This window comes from Neisseria oralis (genome assembly GCF_045062685.1).
GTDB classification, from domain to species: domain Bacteria; phylum Pseudomonadota; class Gammaproteobacteria; order Burkholderiales; family Neisseriaceae; genus Neisseria; species Neisseria oralis.
In genome coordinates, this window is the sequence record NZ_JBJGEB010000006.1 from 113,356 (window position 1) to 129,896 (window position 16,541).

Here is a 16,541-nt window from a genome sequence, read left to right on the forward strand (position 1 = left end):
TAAAACCGGTTGCTGAATAGCAATCGGTTTTATTTCTTCATCCTGAGAAATACAGCCTCACATCGTCCGTCGGAAACCCACTGCCTTTAAAACATGTGCCCGCAAGACCTCGCCGCTGCCTTCCAAGTCGGCTATCGTCCGGGCGGCACGTAAAATACGGTGGAAACTGCGCGCCGACAACGACAATTTTTCCAGCATAGCCGCCAGCGTCTCTCTCGCTTCTTTCGGGATGGCAGCAATGTTGTCCAATTCTGTGGGCGAAAGGCCGGAATTGAGTTTCCCTTGCCGTACATATTGCCTTTCCCGTGCCCTGACAACACGCTTCAATACTTCCGCACTGCTCTCCCCCGCCTGAGCCTGAACCAAATCGGCTGCAGGCAGAGCGGGAACTTCAATGATTAAATCCAGCCTGTCCAACAAAGGGCCGGAAATTTTGTTGCGGTAACGTTGGATACTATCGGGCGTACAGCGGCAGGGCTTGACGGGATGGCCGTAAAATCCGCACGGACAGGGATTCATCGCAGCAACAAGTTGAAATTCCGCCGGAAATACCGCCTGCCTTGCCGCCCGCGAAATATGGATTTCCCCGCTTTCCATCGGTTCGCGTAACGCCTCCAACACCTTGCGGTCAAATTCGGGGAGTTCGTCCAAAAACAAAATTCCTTTGTGGGCTAAGGAAATTTCTCCCGGCCGCGGATCCGAACCTCCGCCAACCAAGGCGACTGCACTGGCAGAGTGGTGCGGCGCTTTGTAAGGACGGGAATTGTCTGTTTTCTGACTATGCTGAGGCAAAAGTGAATGCAGCGCCCAAACCGAAATTAATTCTTCATCAGTCAAAGGCGGCAAAATAGACGGCAGCCGCTGTGCCAACATAGATTTACCCGTACCGGGAGGCCCCATCATTAATAAGCTGTGGCCTCCTGCAGCAGCGATTTCCAAGGCCAATCTTGCCGTATGCTGACCTTTTACGTCTTTTAAATCCGGTAGCGGCAGAGTAGTTTCATCCGTTTGAGGCTGTGCAACGGCCACAGTCTGCGGCAGCCGTATAACATTGTTCAAATGTGCAGCCACTTCCCCTAAACTGCCGGCTCCATATACTTCGATATTTTTCATTATGGCAGCTTGTACGGCATTTTCGGAGGGCAAAACAAAACGGCGGCACGCCTGCTGCGCCTGCCAAGCCATAGCCAGCCCCCCGCGTATAGGCCTTAAAACACCCGACAATGCAAGTTCACCTGCAAATTCATATTTTGCCAAATCAGCCGCATCAATCTGACCAGATGCTGCTAAAACACCGATGGCAATAGGTAAGTCGAATCGTCCCGATTCTTTAGGTAAATCAGCAGGCGCAAGATTAACCGTAATTTTTTTGGCAGGAAAATCGAATCCGGATTGGATAATGGCAGCACGGACTCTATCCCTGCTTTCCTTTACCTCTGTATCTGGTAAACCCACGATATTAAATTGCGGCAAACCGTTAGCAAGGTGAACTTCCACTTCTACCAACGGCGCACTCATGCCACAGAGGGCCCTGCTATTGACTACAGCAAAACTCATTTCAGACGTTCCTTAAAACATGAAATTTTCATTGATAATACTTAAAATCAAGATGTTATATTTCAAAAGAATACCATAAATGTTTCATACTATTATTCATAATGACCCCAACAAACTTCCTGCAATATTTTGGGAAAGACTTCAAGCAATTTGATTTAATTAAGCCAAGTCGTTCATTTAAGGTCTTTTATGTATAACATTTAGAAAAAGGCCGTCGAAAAATTTTCAGACGGCCTTTTTAAATTATAACTGACACAACTTTCACATCAAATCCCTTCTTGTTCAGCAAACTCCTGTTTAGATCGCTTTTTCTGTTGCTCTTCCTGCTTACATCACTCGTGTCCCGTCGCGCTTAACGATTTAAGTGTTATACGCTTCCAAAACTATCAAAAATCCTCTGATTAATGGGACAATACTGTTCCACAACTACAAAATCCAGTCAGATTATTTTACTCAATACAAATAAGTGCACTTACCCTTATCGCAGATGTCGCACACCTACATTGGAGATACCAGTAGTAAAACAATAAAGGGTTATCCTTAAAACTAAAGACAACCCTATGTCATCAAAGTTGTTACAAATAACACATTCAGCAAATTCACATACAAAAATATTGCATTAAGACTATTACAAAATCTCTGCAATATGTTTAGCAGCTCGTTTAGCATCCAATAGAATAAGGCCTAATTTGCCACTTTCTTTGGCAATAAGTGCTAAAACAGCATTATCCCCTGCTTGGCTCAGCAAAATATACCCATTTTTGCCCTTAACCATAACTTGATCTAATTCACCACACGCCAATTCATGAACCGAACGATTACCCAACGCCAACAAAGTAGCAGACATTGCACCAACACGATCTGCGTTAAGGTGATTCGGTAATAAAGTCGCAATTGGTAATCCATCTGTCGAAATCACAGCTGATGCGATTATGTCAACCGATGTATTGTTTAGATCACTCAATACAGATATTAATAATTGTTGCATACCATTATCCCATTAAAATAAAAATTACCTGTGCCATATAAACTCAACCTTAACGGCTCCCATACCGGTGATACAACACTTTGACTAAAGTAACAAATGCCTCTTTATTTAAATCAGGCATACCACCTATCACCAAAATCAACTTTGTTGACCCTATGTAAAGGGGGAAAAAAGTCAATTCGCTTTGTCCCGATGGATCACAAACGCCCCATGCACTATTATTAATGTGCAGATTATTTCTTATTAATAACTGATGATCAGATTCCATTTTAGCAACTTTGCTAGCTAAAAGACCAAGCTCCTCAGCTGCTTCATGATGGAAACCAACATTTGCAAAATACAGCCCCTTCTCATCAGCTAATAGCGCCTTACCCGAATTAGACAAAGGTGCAAGCACATCAGGCAATTGTTCATCAGTCAAATGAATATCGTCTGTACCAACATTTTCGTCGCCATACAAAAATTCTAAACGCTGCAAACGATATAATAAATTAAGCGCTGTATTAATATCGCTCGTATCTGTCCATGCTAAAATTTTCTCACTGCTAATAGCCTCCGTCGGTTCTGCACGAAGCAACCCGTATAACAATGTCCTACTTGCACTAGGTGTATCTCCCGAAACAGCATAATAAGCACCAGCCGGTGTTACTTTAGGGTATAAATTTGATTGTAAAGAAAGTGTAGTTTCCATCTTAATTTATACCTCCAGTCCTGGATCAATTGAAAATAACATTGCACTGACCAATTGTTTTACATCATCCTCTCGACGTGCATCAATTTCAAATACAGGAACATTAAAATTATTTTGCGCTAAATATTTCTGATACACATCAACACCTGGTAAAGAACGTATATCCATTTTTGTAACCCCAACAACTAACGGAGCTGACTTCAACAATTCCTTAAAGGCATCTAAAAAGAACTGCAGATCTTTCAAAGGATTCGTACGAGTATTATCTAATAAGAGCACCAAACCCATACTGCCTTGGCTAAGAATTTCCCACATAAAATTGAACCGTTCCTGCCCTGGCGTTCCATACAAATGGACTTTAGTTTCCTCATCAAGATGGATAACACCATAATCCATAGCAACCGTTGTATAACCTTTACGGACTAAAGTCATATCGGAAGCATCAGCGTCTGTTTGTACAGGAGGTTCATCTGACAAAGCGGAAATGGCAGTAGTTTTACCTACACCAACCGGACCGGTAAATATAATTTTATTTTCTTTCATTACTTGTCCTTCCTAATGTTTTCCAAGCAGTTTTCGCATTAAACGCTGTAATAAACCACGAGGCTGTTCTTTTGACGGACCCGCCATTTTTTCTGCATCTTTTGCCATTTGATCATCTGGGACGTCGCTGTTCACACTAATTTGTTCTGTTGCTACTGCAGAGACATTTGCTTGTTCTGTTGCATATTCACTGTCCGTTGCCAAGAATCCTGTAATCGACGTTGCAGCCAAATAATTCAAAATATCTGGCATTTCCAAAGGCATTACTTTATAGAGAATATTCAAATTAACCGATGTTTTCGTCAAGAAAGCTGACAATCTCATCGACTCAGGCACATGCGCCAAACGGGTTAAATTTGGCCAACGTTTTAATGTAAATACAGTATGTGGCGTCATCGGATAAATCAAACGTCCTTGAGCAGTCCAAATTGCCATTTGCCATAAGCATGACATAATAGTTACTTTTGCTTTTTCTTTCCATTGTGGATTATCAGGAACCGCCTTACAAATTACTGAGACGTCATCATCTTTGCACAATTTTTCTAAATCAGTGGTGCTTATAGTCAATAAGACTCTCTGAATACTCGGAAACACAATCAATACAGGTTTACCATCATGCAATACTGCAATATCCTGATGTCCTTGACTAGCGAATTTCAATGCACCCAATAGACCTTTTTGAGGATTAAACCGACGAATAACAGCCTTCCGAGACGTAATTTGCTTATCCTCATTATCCGTAGAATCCTCAGACTGATGACTTGATGGTTCAAAAACATTCCCTCCTTGAGACAAACTACGCAAAATAGGAAACAATGTATCAAATTTAATCGGTTTTGGGAGATAAGGAGTTATTACATTTGGCTCAGCACTGGAAAACATAGCAACCGGCACTGTCGGATATTCTTTTTTCAAAGTTTTCCATATTTCAATACCTTTTTCCGTATCTGTATCAACCAGTATCAAATCTGGCTGATCTACTGACTCTGAAGTAACAATTTCGTAATTCGTCGTATTGTGCATTTTAAATGCCATACGAAACACAGCTTCTTGTTGCTCACCCACTTCTTGCAACATTATCCGTATGGTCTTAATTTTAGGAAACAGATTGTCCATTATTTGGTACTCTCTAACTAAATTATTTTATTTTTTTAGAATGTTGGTTAACTCGTTGTAACAAACGGCTCATTGCTAAGATGACTTCTTCCGGCAGACTTACTACACGTTCACGTAATAATCGTAAAAACTGCTCCAAACGAGGCCAATCTTCGGCACGTTCATACAGATCAAACAATACAATATATAATTGCGATTCTTGGGGATACTGTAATACGGCCTGCTCTAGCGTACCAATCGCTTGATCTAATTGGCCATACATCAATAGGGATTCAACTTCTTTCAAAGCCTCATCAGCAGGAGACGAATTCACGCTGATTATCGAAGAATCCTTTTGAACTAAATCACGATACTTGGCCTTGACCTGCGATGAAGTAGGTTGCAAATACCCTCTTTCTAAACCGATTTTTTGTATCTGTTGTTCAGTAGGGCCTTTCTCTAAATCATCAAATAAATCGTGATAACCCAGACTGTATCCCCACCCCAACATTCTTTCCTTCACTTGTCGTCCATACTGACCCAAGGAGTGATAAAGTTTCCACAAATGTTTTGCAAACTGCCCAACCTCTTCATTTTGATAGTCTAATCTCAAAGCATCAATAATCAAACTAGCAGGCTTTGGAGAATGTTGGATAGCACGGTTATATTGTTGGAGAGCGGTTTCATAACTAACTTTATCTTTTAAAATTTTAGCGCTTTGTTCAGGTTTTACAAAACCTATAACAGCACTCATTTCTTCTGGAGTGATATTATCAAATTCTGTTTGCCCTACAACAATAGGAACGCGTTTGGAAGAATTAGTTGCAACCGATTGATTGTTAGATTCAATAGTTAATGTTGGATTAGACGCATTATTTTCCTCTAAACCAGTCTTTTCTCCGATTTGACGAGAAACTTCCTGTATATTCCAACCTAATTTGCTTTCAGCCAGCACTCGCAAATGTAAATGATTTGGCTCAACCATTAGCCCTGCCTTAATGTATTCTACTAAGGCATCTTCTGTTAACACTGCGCCATGTCGATCCAAGGTTTCAGCCAACATATCAATGTTGCCAACACGCAGATTTAACCCTATCAACTCATGTACTAATTTTTCAGGTGCTGTATCAGTCAGATTATTTAAATAGCCAGCAAGAGATTCAGCAGCTTTACTTTCATACCCAAATTGCTTATAAACTTGGTATTCTGTTAAAGGATCGACCTCTTGTGCAGAAACAGACGTGGCCGATGTACTAGACCCACCATCCCCCCATTCCCAATCTTGCACACCTGCATTTGAAACGGATTGGTTGACCTTATCCATCCAGTCTTCATTCTCTGAGACCTCGTCTGCCTGAATTTGGTGATGATTCTGTGATGCTTTAGCCACTTTAGCAGACCTACCAGCTGCCGAACTACCCTGTTTATGGCGGGCAAACAGCAAAACCAGCAGCAAAAGAGCCAGCAATATGATTAAAAGTAATAATTCAAGAACACCTCCCGATAATGCATTGCAGTCAATCGAACTGCACATATCAATACTTGGCACTTAATTTCAAATGCTCAATCATGTTATCCCCTAAGTTTTTTATGATAACATGATTTACCGATAATTACATTAAAAACCATTTTGTACATTCAACAGTTTTGCTGAATTACAACTTACACAAAGCTATTGGCGTTACGCATATGAAGACATACTCATTAACCTCCAATTGGCTAAGGAATAGAATAGCCTATTTTGGCCCCAATAGTACGTTATTTCTGTATTACAAACATACTCACAGTAGGTTTAGCAGCCCAGTGTTTTATCATATCAATCCACCAATTGCCGCAATATCGTTTCAAACGGCTTTTTAAAGAAATAAACGTTCGACACGGTTACATTCTCTGCCAAATATTGAAACATTTTCTGCAAAAAGACACACTGCATAGAAACATATTCCAGCAGAACTTCACATAAACAAATATTAACTACCTTATTTTTCTGTTTTATCTAAACCTCAAATTTCAAACAGTCTCGTTTATTCGCAAGGACAATAAATATGCATAGCTAATTTAACAATACCGGGCTTTCCGCACGCGGATCAGAATTTGCTGGGCCTTATAATTATTTATGACAAACTTAAATCCTCTTCTACATCTTTGATTTAATTTGATTTAAAAGTAATAGATATAATTCAAGTGCGCCACATACGCCACAAAACACGGCCACTATAATGTATTAAAATAGCAACATGCAAATTCTACACGTTCGTCGGGCACATGTACAATCCCAATGGATTCAACACGTCAACACATTTTCTCCTTACTCAGAATTTCGAGCGATAGTGCAATGCACTCATTTGTCTGCTATAGCCACACGCTTCTCCTTGTATTTAAATGTAATACAAACCAGTTCAAAGCATTGGCAAAACAATCCCTAATAGAGGGACGTTTGATTGGTTCGTATAACGATACTCTATTATTTAGGATAGCTAATCCAGAAAAATCAAAAATGCTGATTGAGCAACGATGCTTCCTTTCAGTCGTCTGAATTTGGTAAGGTCTCTCATCACAGACGAATCCCCATCTTGTAGTGTGTGGGGTGCATCCTCCAAAAAGCAGCACACGAAATTCAAGGACCACTGTTTTAATACAATGAGAACCATATACAAAACATTACTCAATTAATCCCCAACTCTTTAGTGGAAAATCCCTAGCAAAAAGCATATTCTCACACAAAAAACTACAGATTGAGGTATTATGCACCAAATCTTTTTCAACTTAAATCTTGAAACACAGACACTACCAATGAAAAAAATCGGAATTGGCTTATTGACGCTACCGCTTGCCGCAACAGCTTTTGCCGCCACCCCCATCCCTGATGTATCCCCCGCATCGGAAGGCCAACACGTTTTTATAAACATACCGCAACAACGCCTCTTTATTTATACGGACGGACAATTAACTAAAGCCTATCCTGTTGCCGTAGGGAAAAGCATGACTCAGACTACTTTGGGGGAACACAAAATTGGTGTTAAAGCATTTAACCCGACTTGGCATATTCCCCAGTCCATCCAAAAAGAACGCGGCGACGGCGTGAAATCGGTTCCGCCCGGACCCAAAAATCCTTTGGGACCAGTATTTGTTCGCCTAGGAGATCCAAAGCTTGGGCTAGGCATACATGGAACAAATACCCCCGCAAGTGTACCCGGCATACGAAGTCATGGATGCGTACGTATGAAATCCCCCGATGCATTGGAATTTGCTACAACTATTACAACAGGCTCGCCCGCCTATGTCATTTACCAAATGGCTTCTTTAAATGAGGATGCCAATAAAAACCTATGGTTGGCCGCATACCGCGATCCATATAATAAAAAAAATCTTAATACTGACGCATTACGAAAAAGCATTGCGGCATGGGCAAAAGCCAATGGTAAAAACATCAATAGCAAACGAATAGACGCCATTCTAAAAGCTCGAACAGGTACAGCCAATTGTTTGACTTGCGCAAAAGGCGCAAAACTTACAATGCCGCTGAAATCTCTGGCCTGGACAAACGGCTCATCAGTATACAGTAAACCCAAATTTATGCCGAAGCCTGTCCCAGTACAAAATGATGTCTTGCCGGCGGGTTCTGAAATTGAAGTCAATGCCGACGATTTTGTTCCAGATAAAGCTGCATCTGCCACCTTTGTCCCCTCTAACACATCGGCATCAGACACACAAAATCATTCGAGGAAACCTGCTGGATCAACCTACACAACTACCCCCATACCTGAAAATAGTGAGCCTACAGAAGTATTGTTTTGATACTTTTTAACTAAAATGGCAAAAAGGCCGTCTGAAAAATTCAGACGGCCTTTTCTTCACCATCACACTCATCTCTTTACCAAGTTAAACCCTAAAATTCGCTATAATAAATTACATCGTTTTCCAGCTGCCCTGTCCCCAACCGCTTTGTAGTATGAATATGAAATAAAGGTATACCCATGTCAGATAAAATTAACGTAGGCATAGTTGGCGCAACTGGTTATACGGGTGTCGAATTATTGCGTTTATTAGCTACACACCCTAATACCAAAGTTACAACTGTTACCAGCCGCAGCGAAAACGGCAAAATAGTCTCGGACCACTTTCCTAGTCTACGTGGCATTTACACACTAACTTTTCAGTCTCCTGAGGATGCCAAACTGGAAGAATGTGATGTCGTCTTTTTCGCCACTCCCAACGGAGTTGCCATGAAAGAAGTACCCGATTTATTAGCCAAAGGAGTTCGTATTATTGACCTGTCGGCTGACTTCAGAATTCACGACATTACAATATGGGAAAAATGGTACGGTATGACTCATGCCTGTCCTCATTTAGTTTCGCAGGCCGTATACGGATTATGCGAGATGAACAAACAGGACATTGCAAAAGCCCACTTAATTGCCAATCCTGGCTGTTATCCCACCTGTGTTTCCCTTCCCTTGCTACCATTATTGAAACAAAGTTGTCTAAAAGAGGATATGCCGCTTATCGCAGACTGCAAATCAGGAGTATCTGGTGCTGGAAGAAAAACAAGCATCGGTTCATTATTGTGTGAAGCAGGAGACAATTTTAAAGCTTACAATATCTCAGGTCATCGACATTTACCCGAAATCCAGCAAACTATCAATAAACTACAAAAAAATATTGCCGAAAATTTTGTATTTGTGCCGCATTTGACTCCAATGATTCGCGGAATGCAGGCAACAATTTATCTGCATTTAAAAGAAGGAACACATCCTGAGGAAATTTTGCGCTCCTACTATAAAGACAACCCATTTATCGATATTATGGAATCTGGTTCTATGCCGGAAACACGCAGCGTACGCGGTGCTAATATCTGCCGTATCAGCATTCAACGTGCTCCTCAAAATAATAATGTTTGGATTATTCTGTCCGTAATTGATAATCTAGTTAAAGGTGCTGCCGGACAAGCAGTTCAAAATATGAACATCATGTTCGGTTTTAATGAAAGCATGGGGCTTACGAATACACCTCTTTTGCCTTAGCAAAAAGAGAAACGCTGTTTTATATTCAATTTATGTAATTCAAGAAAGACGGTCTTTAGGAGGACACGTTCCGATTTTAATAATTTCATACCGTCTTTTCTATTATGATTTTCTTTAGAAACCAAACCAGTCTCATTTAAATCTGAGGCATTTTCAAACAATCATTCATACACGACTCCAGATACCAACTCCTGTTCATTCAAACTGCCGTATTGCTCCTCCCAATCATGGGAGGCTTCTACTATATCGCATTGTTTTGAAAAATCCTGCTGCCTACCGTTCATCTGTGTCAGCGACGAATAAGCCACTTCTTCACATTCTAAAGCCGACAAAGAAACATCCGTCGATTGTGCTTCCGAATAACTGAAGGGAAATGCTGCAAAGCCCATAACTAATGCAATAACAGCTAACCAAGTATTTTTTTTATAACCGGTCATTCTTCATTCCTTTCAAGAAAACTGCCCATTCTACTTTCAAAAGTAGCGATTCAATATGCTTTACATCATACTAAGTAAAAACTAAAAAAGCAATACTTTTTCTTAGTTGAACTAAATTTTTTCTTACATATTTCTCAAAAATAAAGTAAAATATAAAAATAAAAGGATACAATGCAGCAAAACTACACTTTTCCGAAGGAATAAAATGGATACCTTTAAAGACCGACTGGTTTTTCTATGGAAAAACGAGGCCAAACAAGCAAAAATAGCAGCCGACATCGATATGACCATTGCCGGATTCAGCCGCATATGGAACGAAGGCGGACTGCCGAAGTCGGAAACCTTAAAAAAAATCAAGCAATTAAAAGGTTGCAGTATCGATTGGCTGCTAACCGGAGAAGGCGAGCCTTTCCCTCACTCACATTTAGCAACAGAGAGCTCTGCAACAATCAGCGATACACTCGGCAATCCAGTCGACATAGACGAATTTGTATTTATCCCTCGTTATGATATTCAGGCCGCTGCTGGACACGGGCGATTGGCAGGCAATGAAAAACCTATGTTTGCCATGGCATTCCGGCGCGATTGGATTGAAAACTATGTTACCCGCAATACAAAAAACCTCTCGGTTATTTCCGTGAAAGGTGATTCAATGGAAGGCGTGTTAAATGACGGTGACTCCATTTTAATCAACCATGGAGAGACCACACCGCGCGACGGATTATATGTATTGCGTATCAACGAAAACCTATTGGTCAAACGCCTACAAGTGATGCCCGGCGGTATTATCAACGTTATCTCGGCTAATGATGCCTACCCAACCTTTGAAATTGACCTAAATCATCTTACGGATGATGTCGCCATTATCGGGCGAGTAGAATGGTTTGGACGCAGTATCTGATTTAATTGTCGCAAAACAACACTGGATTTTTTTAGTTAATTGCGTTAAATGACAGGTTTAGCAGTTTGCCATATTAGAATTCCGTGATGGTTTTATAATTACTCAGGCTTGTATTTTCCGCCATCCGCCCAAACTTGCCTTGTAAACCTGTTTGCGCGACAATTACCGCAACATCTATATAAAGGAATCACATCATGTCAGACGAAAGCCCGATTATCTTTACCGACAGCTGTTGCACCAAGGTGGCTGATTTAATTGCTGAAGAAAATAATCCCGACTTAAAACTGCGCGTTTTTGTAAACGGTGGCGGCTGTTCGGGTTTCCAATACGGTTTCACCTTTGACGAAATTAAAAACGACGATGATTTTGAAATACAGAAAAGCGGGTTGACTTTCTTGGTCGATCCCATGAGCTATCAGTATTTAGTCGGAGCAGAAATTGACTATACCGAAAGCCTGCAAGGTTCCCAATTCGTCATTCGTAATCCGAATGCCGAAACCACCTGCGGATGTGGTTCGTCTTTCTCTGTATAAAGATTAAATTGTGCAATATCAAAGGCCGTCTGAAACTTTCAGACGGCCTTTGATATTGCCTCTTTGAAATAATGAGTAACTATCTTATAATTTAAAAATATATAGCAAAATTATTTACACGCAACTAAAAACGAGAAAAATGTAATCTTCAAGTAGACCCGTTGAGCTTCGGCATAATACGCAAACACAGTTCAACCCTTAAAACTACCCTTTATCCATAATATGAGACAGTAATTCCAATAGTGTTTATACTTCGCAAAATAAGCAGCTTCGGGAATATCTGTTTGAACCAAAACACCGCCGAATATACGGGCATCTATTATCCAATGGGACAGAAATGAATAAACAAAAGTTTTACGATGTGTATGTTTCCTATCCTCCTGGCGAAAACCGCGAGCGGATTAATGATTGTCTGCGCGACAATCTGCCTGAAAATGAGGCTGAAGACCTTATTCAAGCTTTAGCAGAGCGTTCTCAGGCCATCATTGCAGAAAACTGTTCCCAAGACGAACGCGAAAATGCCCAGCACTATTTCAATTATCTTGGTTTGGACGTCATTGTCCGCCAATCGATGGAACTAACGCCAAACGCGAAAAACGAAGAAGAGGAAACTACGAATAAGTTGCACCAATGCCCCGTTTGCCGAACCATTATTGATGATCAGGAAGCAACGGAATGTTCAGTCTGCCACTTCCATTTTTCTACTGCCAACGAGGCTACTATCCAGCGCAAACGCATTGAGTGGGAAGAAAAACTGGCGTTCGAACACAAAAGGCAAGCCGAAATCGAACAAAAAATCCAGCAGGAAAAAGAGCGTGAGGAAAAACTCATGCGCAGACAAATCCGTGCGGAACTTGAAGAAAAACTACGCGAAGAATTGGCTCAGAATCCGAACATCGCAGCCTTGGGCCATCAAAAAAGGAAAACTTTCCTCACCGGGGTTTTCGCGGCAATAGGAATTTTTGCCCTTATGGCCATCGGATACATAGCCGCGAAATATCTATAAATGCCACTTTTTAAATTAAAGGCCGTCTGAAAAGTTTATATGACCTTTCAGACGGCCTTTTCCTATATATTCCCTCAGACTACGGTTCTACGACCACATACAATGTCCTCCGTATGCTTTATAATTCCCTTTTTCAGGGCAAACGAATGACCGACATGAAATGGCTCAACCGCATTAAAACCATTATCCGCACTATCTATCTATACGGTTTGACCGATTTATTTGCCGGACACATCCGTCAGACATGGTTGCGCCGATTACTGGAAACGCTACCGAAATCAAGCCAATACGCCGACATACCTCTTCCCGTTCGGCTGCGGACGGCATTGGAAAGTTTAGGGCCTATATTCGTCAAGTTCGGTCAAGTCCTTTCCACACGTCCCGACTTGATTCCCCACAATTACGCCCTCGAACTGGCCAAGTTGCAAGACCAAGTACCCCCGTTTGATGCGCAGCTATCCCGTGCCCAAATCGAAAAATCACTGGGGCAATCCGTCGAAACCCTTTACGCGGAATTTGAAACCGAGCCTGTCGCCAGCGCGTCCATCGCGCAAGTACACAAAGCACGGCTGCATTCGGGCGAACAGGTGGCGGTCAAAGTCTTGCGCCCTAACCTTTTGCCCGTTATCGAACAGGATTTGTCGCTGATGCGCTTCGGCGCGGCTTGGGTTGAGCGTCTGTTTGCCGACGGTAAGCGTTTGAAACCGCGAGAAGTGGTGGCGGAGTTCGACAAATATTTGCACGACGAGTTGGACTTGATGCGCGAAGCCGCCAATGCCAGCCAGCTTGGCCGCAATTTTCAAAACAGCGATATGCTGATTGTGCCTAAGGTGTTTTACGATTACTGCACCAGAGACGTGCTGACTATCGAATGGATGGACGGCACGCCGGTATCGGACATCGCCAAACTCAAAGCCGACGGCATCGATTTGCACAAACTCGCCGATTACGGCGTGGAAATCTTCTTCACGCAAGTCTTCCGCGACGGCTTTTTCCATGCCGACATGCACCCCGGCAATATTCTGGTTGCCGCCGACAACCGCTACATCGCTCTTGATTTCGGCATCGTCGGCACGCTGACCGACTACGACAAGCGCTATCTCGCCATCAACTTCCTCGCCTTTTTCAACCGCGACTACCACCGCGTCGCCACCGCCCACATCGAATCGGGCTGGGTGCCTGCCGACACGCGTGCGGAAGAATTGGAAGCCGCCGTCCGCACCGTGTGCGAACCGATTTTCAACAAACCGATTTCGCAAATCTCGTTCGGCCTCGTATTGATGCGCCTGTTTGAGGTCAGCCGCCGCTTCCATGTCGAAATCCAGCCTCAACTCGTTTTACTGCAAAAAACCCTGCTGAATATAGAAGGTTTAGGCCGACAGCTCGACCCCGACCTAGATTTGTGGGCTACTGCCAAACCTTTCCTGACCAGATGGATGAACGAACAAATCGGCCCCAAAGCATTCCTCAACAATCTGAAAAAGGAAATCCCCGATTGGGCCGAAATCCTGCCCCGCCTGCCGCGCAAGCTCAATATGCTGATAGATGAAAACCGCCAACAGGAAATGCGCGACGCCTATGTCCATCTGGTCAGAATCCAGCAACGTCAAAGCCTGTGGCTCGCCGTTATCGCCGTTGCCCTACTGCTGATTCTACTGTTCAAATAAAATATCCCCGAGCAGGCCGGTTTTCCGCAACCTTGTTTGGGGATAATATTCTTTTTCATCAAAATCTTAATTTGTCAAACCCTTCTTTTCAGACGGCATAATCATACTCCACCACCAGCGGCGCATGATCGGAAAATTTTTCGTCTTTATAAACATGTGCGGACACCGCTTTGGCGGCGAGTTCGGGCGTAACCATCTGATAGTCGATGCGCCACCCGACATCTTTCGCATACGCCTGTCCGCGGTTGCTCCACCAAGTGTAGCCGGGGTTGTCGGGATAGAGCGTGCGCCACATGTCCGTCCAGCCCAAATCGCGGATAACTCTGCCTATCCATTCGCGCTCTTCGGGCAGAAAGCCTGAGTTTTTCTGGTTGCCTTTCCAGTTTTTCAGGTCGATGTTTTGGTGGGCGATGTTCCAGTCGCCGCAGACGACAATGTCGCGCCCTTCCGCCTTCATGGCTTCAAGCATGGGGTAGAACGCGTCTAAAAAGCGGTATTTCAATTCCTGCCGCTCCGGCGCGCTGGTGCCGCTGGGCAGGTAGAGCGAAATCACCGACAGCTTGCCGAAATCGCAGCGCACAAACCGCCCTTCCCTGTCGAATTCTTCAATGCCCATACCGATTTGCACATTGTCAGGCGCGCGTTTGCTGTACACCGCCACGCCGCTGTAACCGCGTTTTTCGGCGCAATGCCAATGGCCGTGCATCCCGTGCGGATTCTTCATATCGGCGGACAAATCGGCTTCCTGCGCTTTGAGTTCCTGCACACAGACAATGTCCGCGCCCGATGCGGCGATGTATTCGTAAAACCCTTTCTTATAGGCGGAACGGATGCCGTTGACGTTGGCGGAGATGATTTTCAGCATGATGGTTTGACGTATGTGGATGAAAAAACGGCATTGTAACTGATTTTACGGTTTTCAGACGGCCTGCCGATTCGGAGGCCGTCTGAAACTTGATAAAAACCGCCGTGTAGTGGAAACTGCATCTGAAAACCAATCCGCATTCCAAAGGAACCATCCATGACCCTTCCTATTCTGGCCATTACCAGCGGCGAACCGGCGGGTATCGGCCCCGACATCTGTCTTGATTTGGCACAGGCCGGGCTGTCCTGCCGCTGCGTGGTACTGGGCGACAAAGACTTGTTGCGCCGGCGTGCGGCGCTGTTAGGCAAACAAATAACCTTGCGCGATTTCAATCCGCACAGGCCGTCTGAAAACCCGATACGGCAAGGCGAATTGGAAGTGTGGCACATTCCTTTGCCCGACGTATGCGAAGCAGGCCGTCTGAATCCGGCCAACGCGCCCTATGTGCTGCAACTGCTGGACACTGCCTGCCGAGGTGTTTCAGACGGCCTGTTTGCCGCTATAGTAACCGCACCGCTGCACAAGGGCGTGATAAACGACGGCCGCGCAAGCAGCCGTTTTTTCAGCGGGCACACCGAATATCTGGCCGAAAAAGGCGGGGTGGAACAAGTGGTCATGATGCTGGCCGGCGGCGGCCTGCGGGTCGCACTGGTAACGACGCACCTGCCGCTGAAGGATGTGGCCGCAGCGGTTACGCAGCCCCTCATCGAATCGGTCGGCAGAATCCTGCATCACGACCTGCGCACCAAATTCGGCATCGCCGCCCCGCGCATCCTGACGGCCGGATTGAACCCGCACGCAGGCGAAGGCGGCCATTTGGGACACGAAGAAACCGATACGGTCATCCCCGCACTGGAAAACCTGCGCGCCGAAGGCATAGACATCCGCGGCCCCTACCCTGCCGACACCGTGTTCCAGCCGTTTATGCTCAAAGATGCGGACGCAGTGCTGGCGATGTACCACGACCAAGGCCTGCCGGTTTTAAAATACGCCAGTTTCGGCAAAGGTGTGAACATCACGCTGGGGCTGCCGTTCGTCCGCACTTCCGTCGACCACGGCACGGCGTTGGATTTGGCCGGAACCGGCAAAGCTTCGTCCGGCAGCCTGATAGTGGCGGTGGAAACCGCACTGGAAATGGTACGCCGCTGAACCCCGTTTCCGCCCGAAAAAAGCCCGCCCGCGATACGAAAGGCCGTCTGAAAACGCCGAAGTGGTTTTTCAGACGGCCTTTTTC

General features: G+C 44.1%; 16 protein-coding genes. 7 read left to right on the forward strand and 9 right to left on the reverse strand.

What is annotated here, in order from left to right; genetic code table 11:
- Positions 1-57: 57 nt before the first annotated feature.
- The 6 genes from ACI43T_RS07425 to ACI43T_RS07450 all read right to left on the reverse strand — a co-directional run bounded on the left by ACI43T_RS07425 (position 58) and on the right by ACI43T_RS07450 (position 6,408).
- The gene (locus ACI43T_RS07425; protein ID WP_314107256.1) at positions 58-1,557 is read right to left on the reverse strand and encodes a YifB family Mg chelatase-like AAA ATPase; all 1,500 of its coding nucleotides are present in this window, start codon (positions 1,555-1,557) and stop codon (positions 58-60) included.
- A gap of 628 nt (positions 1,558-2,185) precedes the next feature.
- Positions 2,186-2,545, reverse strand: coding sequence for a roadblock/LC7 domain-containing protein (locus ACI43T_RS07430; protein WP_009174896.1), 360 nt, complete (start codon positions 2,543-2,545; stop codon positions 2,186-2,188).
- A gap of 49 nt (positions 2,546-2,594) precedes the next feature.
- Positions 2,595-3,236 (reverse strand): peptidase M23, encoded by a 642-nt coding sequence (locus tag ACI43T_RS07435; protein WP_297957121.1) that lies wholly within the window; start codon positions 3,234-3,236, stop codon positions 2,595-2,597.
- Between the two features lie 6 nt (positions 3,237-3,242).
- Positions 3,243-3,779, reverse strand: coding sequence for a GTP-binding protein (locus tag ACI43T_RS07440; RefSeq protein WP_009174898.1), 537 nt, complete (start codon positions 3,777-3,779; stop codon positions 3,243-3,245).
- A gap of 12 nt (positions 3,780-3,791) precedes the next feature.
- The gene (locus ACI43T_RS07445) at positions 3,792-4,895 is read right to left on the reverse strand and encodes a response regulator (RefSeq protein WP_377080036.1); all 1,104 of its coding nucleotides are present in this window, start codon (positions 4,893-4,895) and stop codon (positions 3,792-3,794) included.
- A 22-nt stretch (positions 4,896-4,917) separates the two neighbouring features.
- Positions 4,918-6,408 carry a tetratricopeptide repeat protein gene (locus ACI43T_RS07450; RefSeq protein WP_405386238.1) on the reverse strand — a complete coding sequence of 497 codons (1,491 nt, stop codon included), beginning with the start codon at positions 6,406-6,408 and terminating at the stop codon, positions 4,918-4,920.
- Between the two features lie 1,259 nt (positions 6,409-7,667).
- Between ACI43T_RS07450 and ACI43T_RS07455 the strand changes: the two genes are divergently transcribed.
- On the forward strand, positions 7,668-8,672 hold the full coding sequence (locus tag ACI43T_RS07455; protein ID WP_308022485.1) for a L,D-transpeptidase: 1,005 nt from the start codon (positions 7,668-7,670) through the stop codon (positions 8,670-8,672).
- A gap of 179 nt (positions 8,673-8,851) precedes the next feature.
- On the forward strand, positions 8,852-9,898 hold the full coding sequence (argC, locus tag ACI43T_RS07460) for an N-acetyl-gamma-glutamyl-phosphate reductase (protein WP_297957129.1): 1,047 nt from the start codon (positions 8,852-8,854) through the stop codon (positions 9,896-9,898).
- Positions 9,899-10,059: 161 nt separating this feature from the next.
- On the opposite strand, the gene ACI43T_RS07465 is transcribed toward argC, so the two are convergent.
- Positions 10,060-10,335 (reverse strand): hypothetical protein, encoded by a 276-nt coding sequence (locus tag ACI43T_RS07465; RefSeq protein ID WP_377080034.1) that lies wholly within the window; start codon positions 10,333-10,335, stop codon positions 10,060-10,062.
- A 205-nt stretch (positions 10,336-10,540) separates the two neighbouring features.
- Here ACI43T_RS07465 and ACI43T_RS07470 point away from each other — a divergent pair, with 205 nt between their 5' ends.
- From ACI43T_RS07470 to ubiB, 4 genes are all read left to right on the forward strand, one after another.
- Positions 10,541-11,236 carry a S24 family peptidase gene (locus ACI43T_RS07470; protein ID WP_377080032.1) on the forward strand — a complete coding sequence of 232 codons (696 nt, stop codon included), beginning with the start codon at positions 10,541-10,543 and terminating at the stop codon, positions 11,234-11,236.
- A gap of 194 nt (positions 11,237-11,430) precedes the next feature.
- Entirely contained in the window at positions 11,431-11,769 is a 339-nt protein-coding gene (gene erpA / locus ACI43T_RS07475; protein ID WP_039851075.1) for an iron-sulfur cluster insertion protein ErpA, read from the forward strand.
- 337 nt (positions 11,770-12,106) lie between these two features.
- The gene (locus ACI43T_RS07480; RefSeq protein WP_405386241.1) at positions 12,107-12,775 is read left to right on the forward strand and encodes a hypothetical protein; all 669 of its coding nucleotides are present in this window, start codon (positions 12,107-12,109) and stop codon (positions 12,773-12,775) included.
- A 155-nt stretch (positions 12,776-12,930) separates the two neighbouring features.
- On the forward strand, positions 12,931-14,442 hold the full coding sequence (gene ubiB, locus ACI43T_RS07485; protein ID WP_405386277.1) for a ubiquinone biosynthesis regulatory protein kinase UbiB: 1,512 nt from the start codon (positions 12,931-12,933) through the stop codon (positions 14,440-14,442).
- An 88-nt stretch (positions 14,443-14,530) separates the two neighbouring features.
- Here the strand turns inward: ubiB and ACI43T_RS07490 are convergent, their stop codons facing one another.
- Both ACI43T_RS07490 and ACI43T_RS07495 read right to left on the reverse strand, forming a co-directional pair.
- A complete protein-coding gene (locus ACI43T_RS07490; protein ID WP_009174907.1) occupies positions 14,531-15,307 on the reverse strand; it encodes an exodeoxyribonuclease III in 777 nt (258 codons plus the stop codon).
- A complete protein-coding gene (locus ACI43T_RS07495; protein WP_175271560.1) occupies positions 15,301-15,465 on the reverse strand; it encodes a hypothetical protein in 165 nt (54 codons plus the stop codon). Before ACI43T_RS07495 ends, ACI43T_RS07490 begins: the two co-directional genes overlap by 7 nt.
- On the opposite strand from ACI43T_RS07495, the gene pdxA reads away from it, so the two are divergent.
- On the forward strand, positions 15,464-16,456 hold the full coding sequence (gene pdxA, locus ACI43T_RS07500) for a 4-hydroxythreonine-4-phosphate dehydrogenase PdxA (RefSeq protein ID WP_405386245.1): 993 nt from the start codon (positions 15,464-15,466) through the stop codon (positions 16,454-16,456). The two genes, ACI43T_RS07495 and pdxA, sit on opposite strands and share 2 nt — an antisense overlap.
- Positions 16,457-16,541: the final 85 nt, after the last annotated feature.

Bases quoted from the DNA above. Each gene is read 5' to 3' on its own strand.
- ACI43T_RS07450 (WP_405386238.1), bottom strand. From the start codon at position 6,408: ATGTGCAGTTCGATTGACTGCAATGCATTATCGGGAGGTGTTCTTGAA.
- erpA (WP_039851075.1), top strand. From the start codon at position 11,431: ATGTCAGACGAAAGCCCGATTATCTTTACCGACAGCTGTTGCACCAAG.
- ACI43T_RS07425 (WP_314107256.1), bottom strand. From the start codon at position 1,557: ATGAGTTTTGCTGTAGTCAATAGCAGGGCCCTCTGTGGCATGAGTGCG.
- ACI43T_RS07430 (WP_009174896.1), bottom strand. From the start codon at position 2,545: ATGCAACAATTATTAATATCTGTATTGAGTGATCTAAACAATACATCG.
- ACI43T_RS07490 (WP_009174907.1), bottom strand. From the start codon at position 15,307: ATGCTGAAAATCATCTCCGCCAACGTCAACGGCATCCGTTCCGCCTAT.
- ACI43T_RS07470 (WP_377080032.1), top strand. From the start codon at position 10,541: ATGGATACCTTTAAAGACCGACTGGTTTTTCTATGGAAAAACGAGGCC.
- ACI43T_RS07440 (WP_009174898.1), bottom strand. From the start codon at position 3,779: ATGAAAGAAAATAAAATTATATTTACCGGTCCGGTTGGTGTAGGTAAA.
- ubiB (WP_405386277.1), top strand. From the start codon at position 12,931: ATGAAATGGCTCAACCGCATTAAAACCATTATCCGCACTATCTATCTA.
- ACI43T_RS07465 (WP_377080034.1), bottom strand. From the start codon at position 10,335: ATGACCGGTTATAAAAAAAATACTTGGTTAGCTGTTATTGCATTAGTT.
- pdxA (WP_405386245.1), top strand. From the start codon at position 15,464: ATGACCCTTCCTATTCTGGCCATTACCAGCGGCGAACCGGCGGGTATC.
- argC (WP_297957129.1), top strand. From the start codon at position 8,852: ATGTCAGATAAAATTAACGTAGGCATAGTTGGCGCAACTGGTTATACG.
- ACI43T_RS07480 (WP_405386241.1), top strand. From the start codon at position 12,107: ATGAATAAACAAAAGTTTTACGATGTGTATGTTTCCTATCCTCCTGGC.
- ACI43T_RS07495 (WP_175271560.1), bottom strand. From the start codon at position 15,465: ATGGATGGTTCCTTTGGAATGCGGATTGGTTTTCAGATGCAGTTTCCA.
- ACI43T_RS07445 (WP_377080036.1), bottom strand. From the start codon at position 4,895: ATGGACAATCTGTTTCCTAAAATTAAGACCATACGGATAATGTTGCAA.
- ACI43T_RS07455 (WP_308022485.1), top strand. From the start codon at position 7,668: ATGAAAAAAATCGGAATTGGCTTATTGACGCTACCGCTTGCCGCAACA.
- ACI43T_RS07435 (WP_297957121.1), bottom strand. From the start codon at position 3,236: ATGGAAACTACACTTTCTTTACAATCAAATTTATACCCTAAAGTAACA.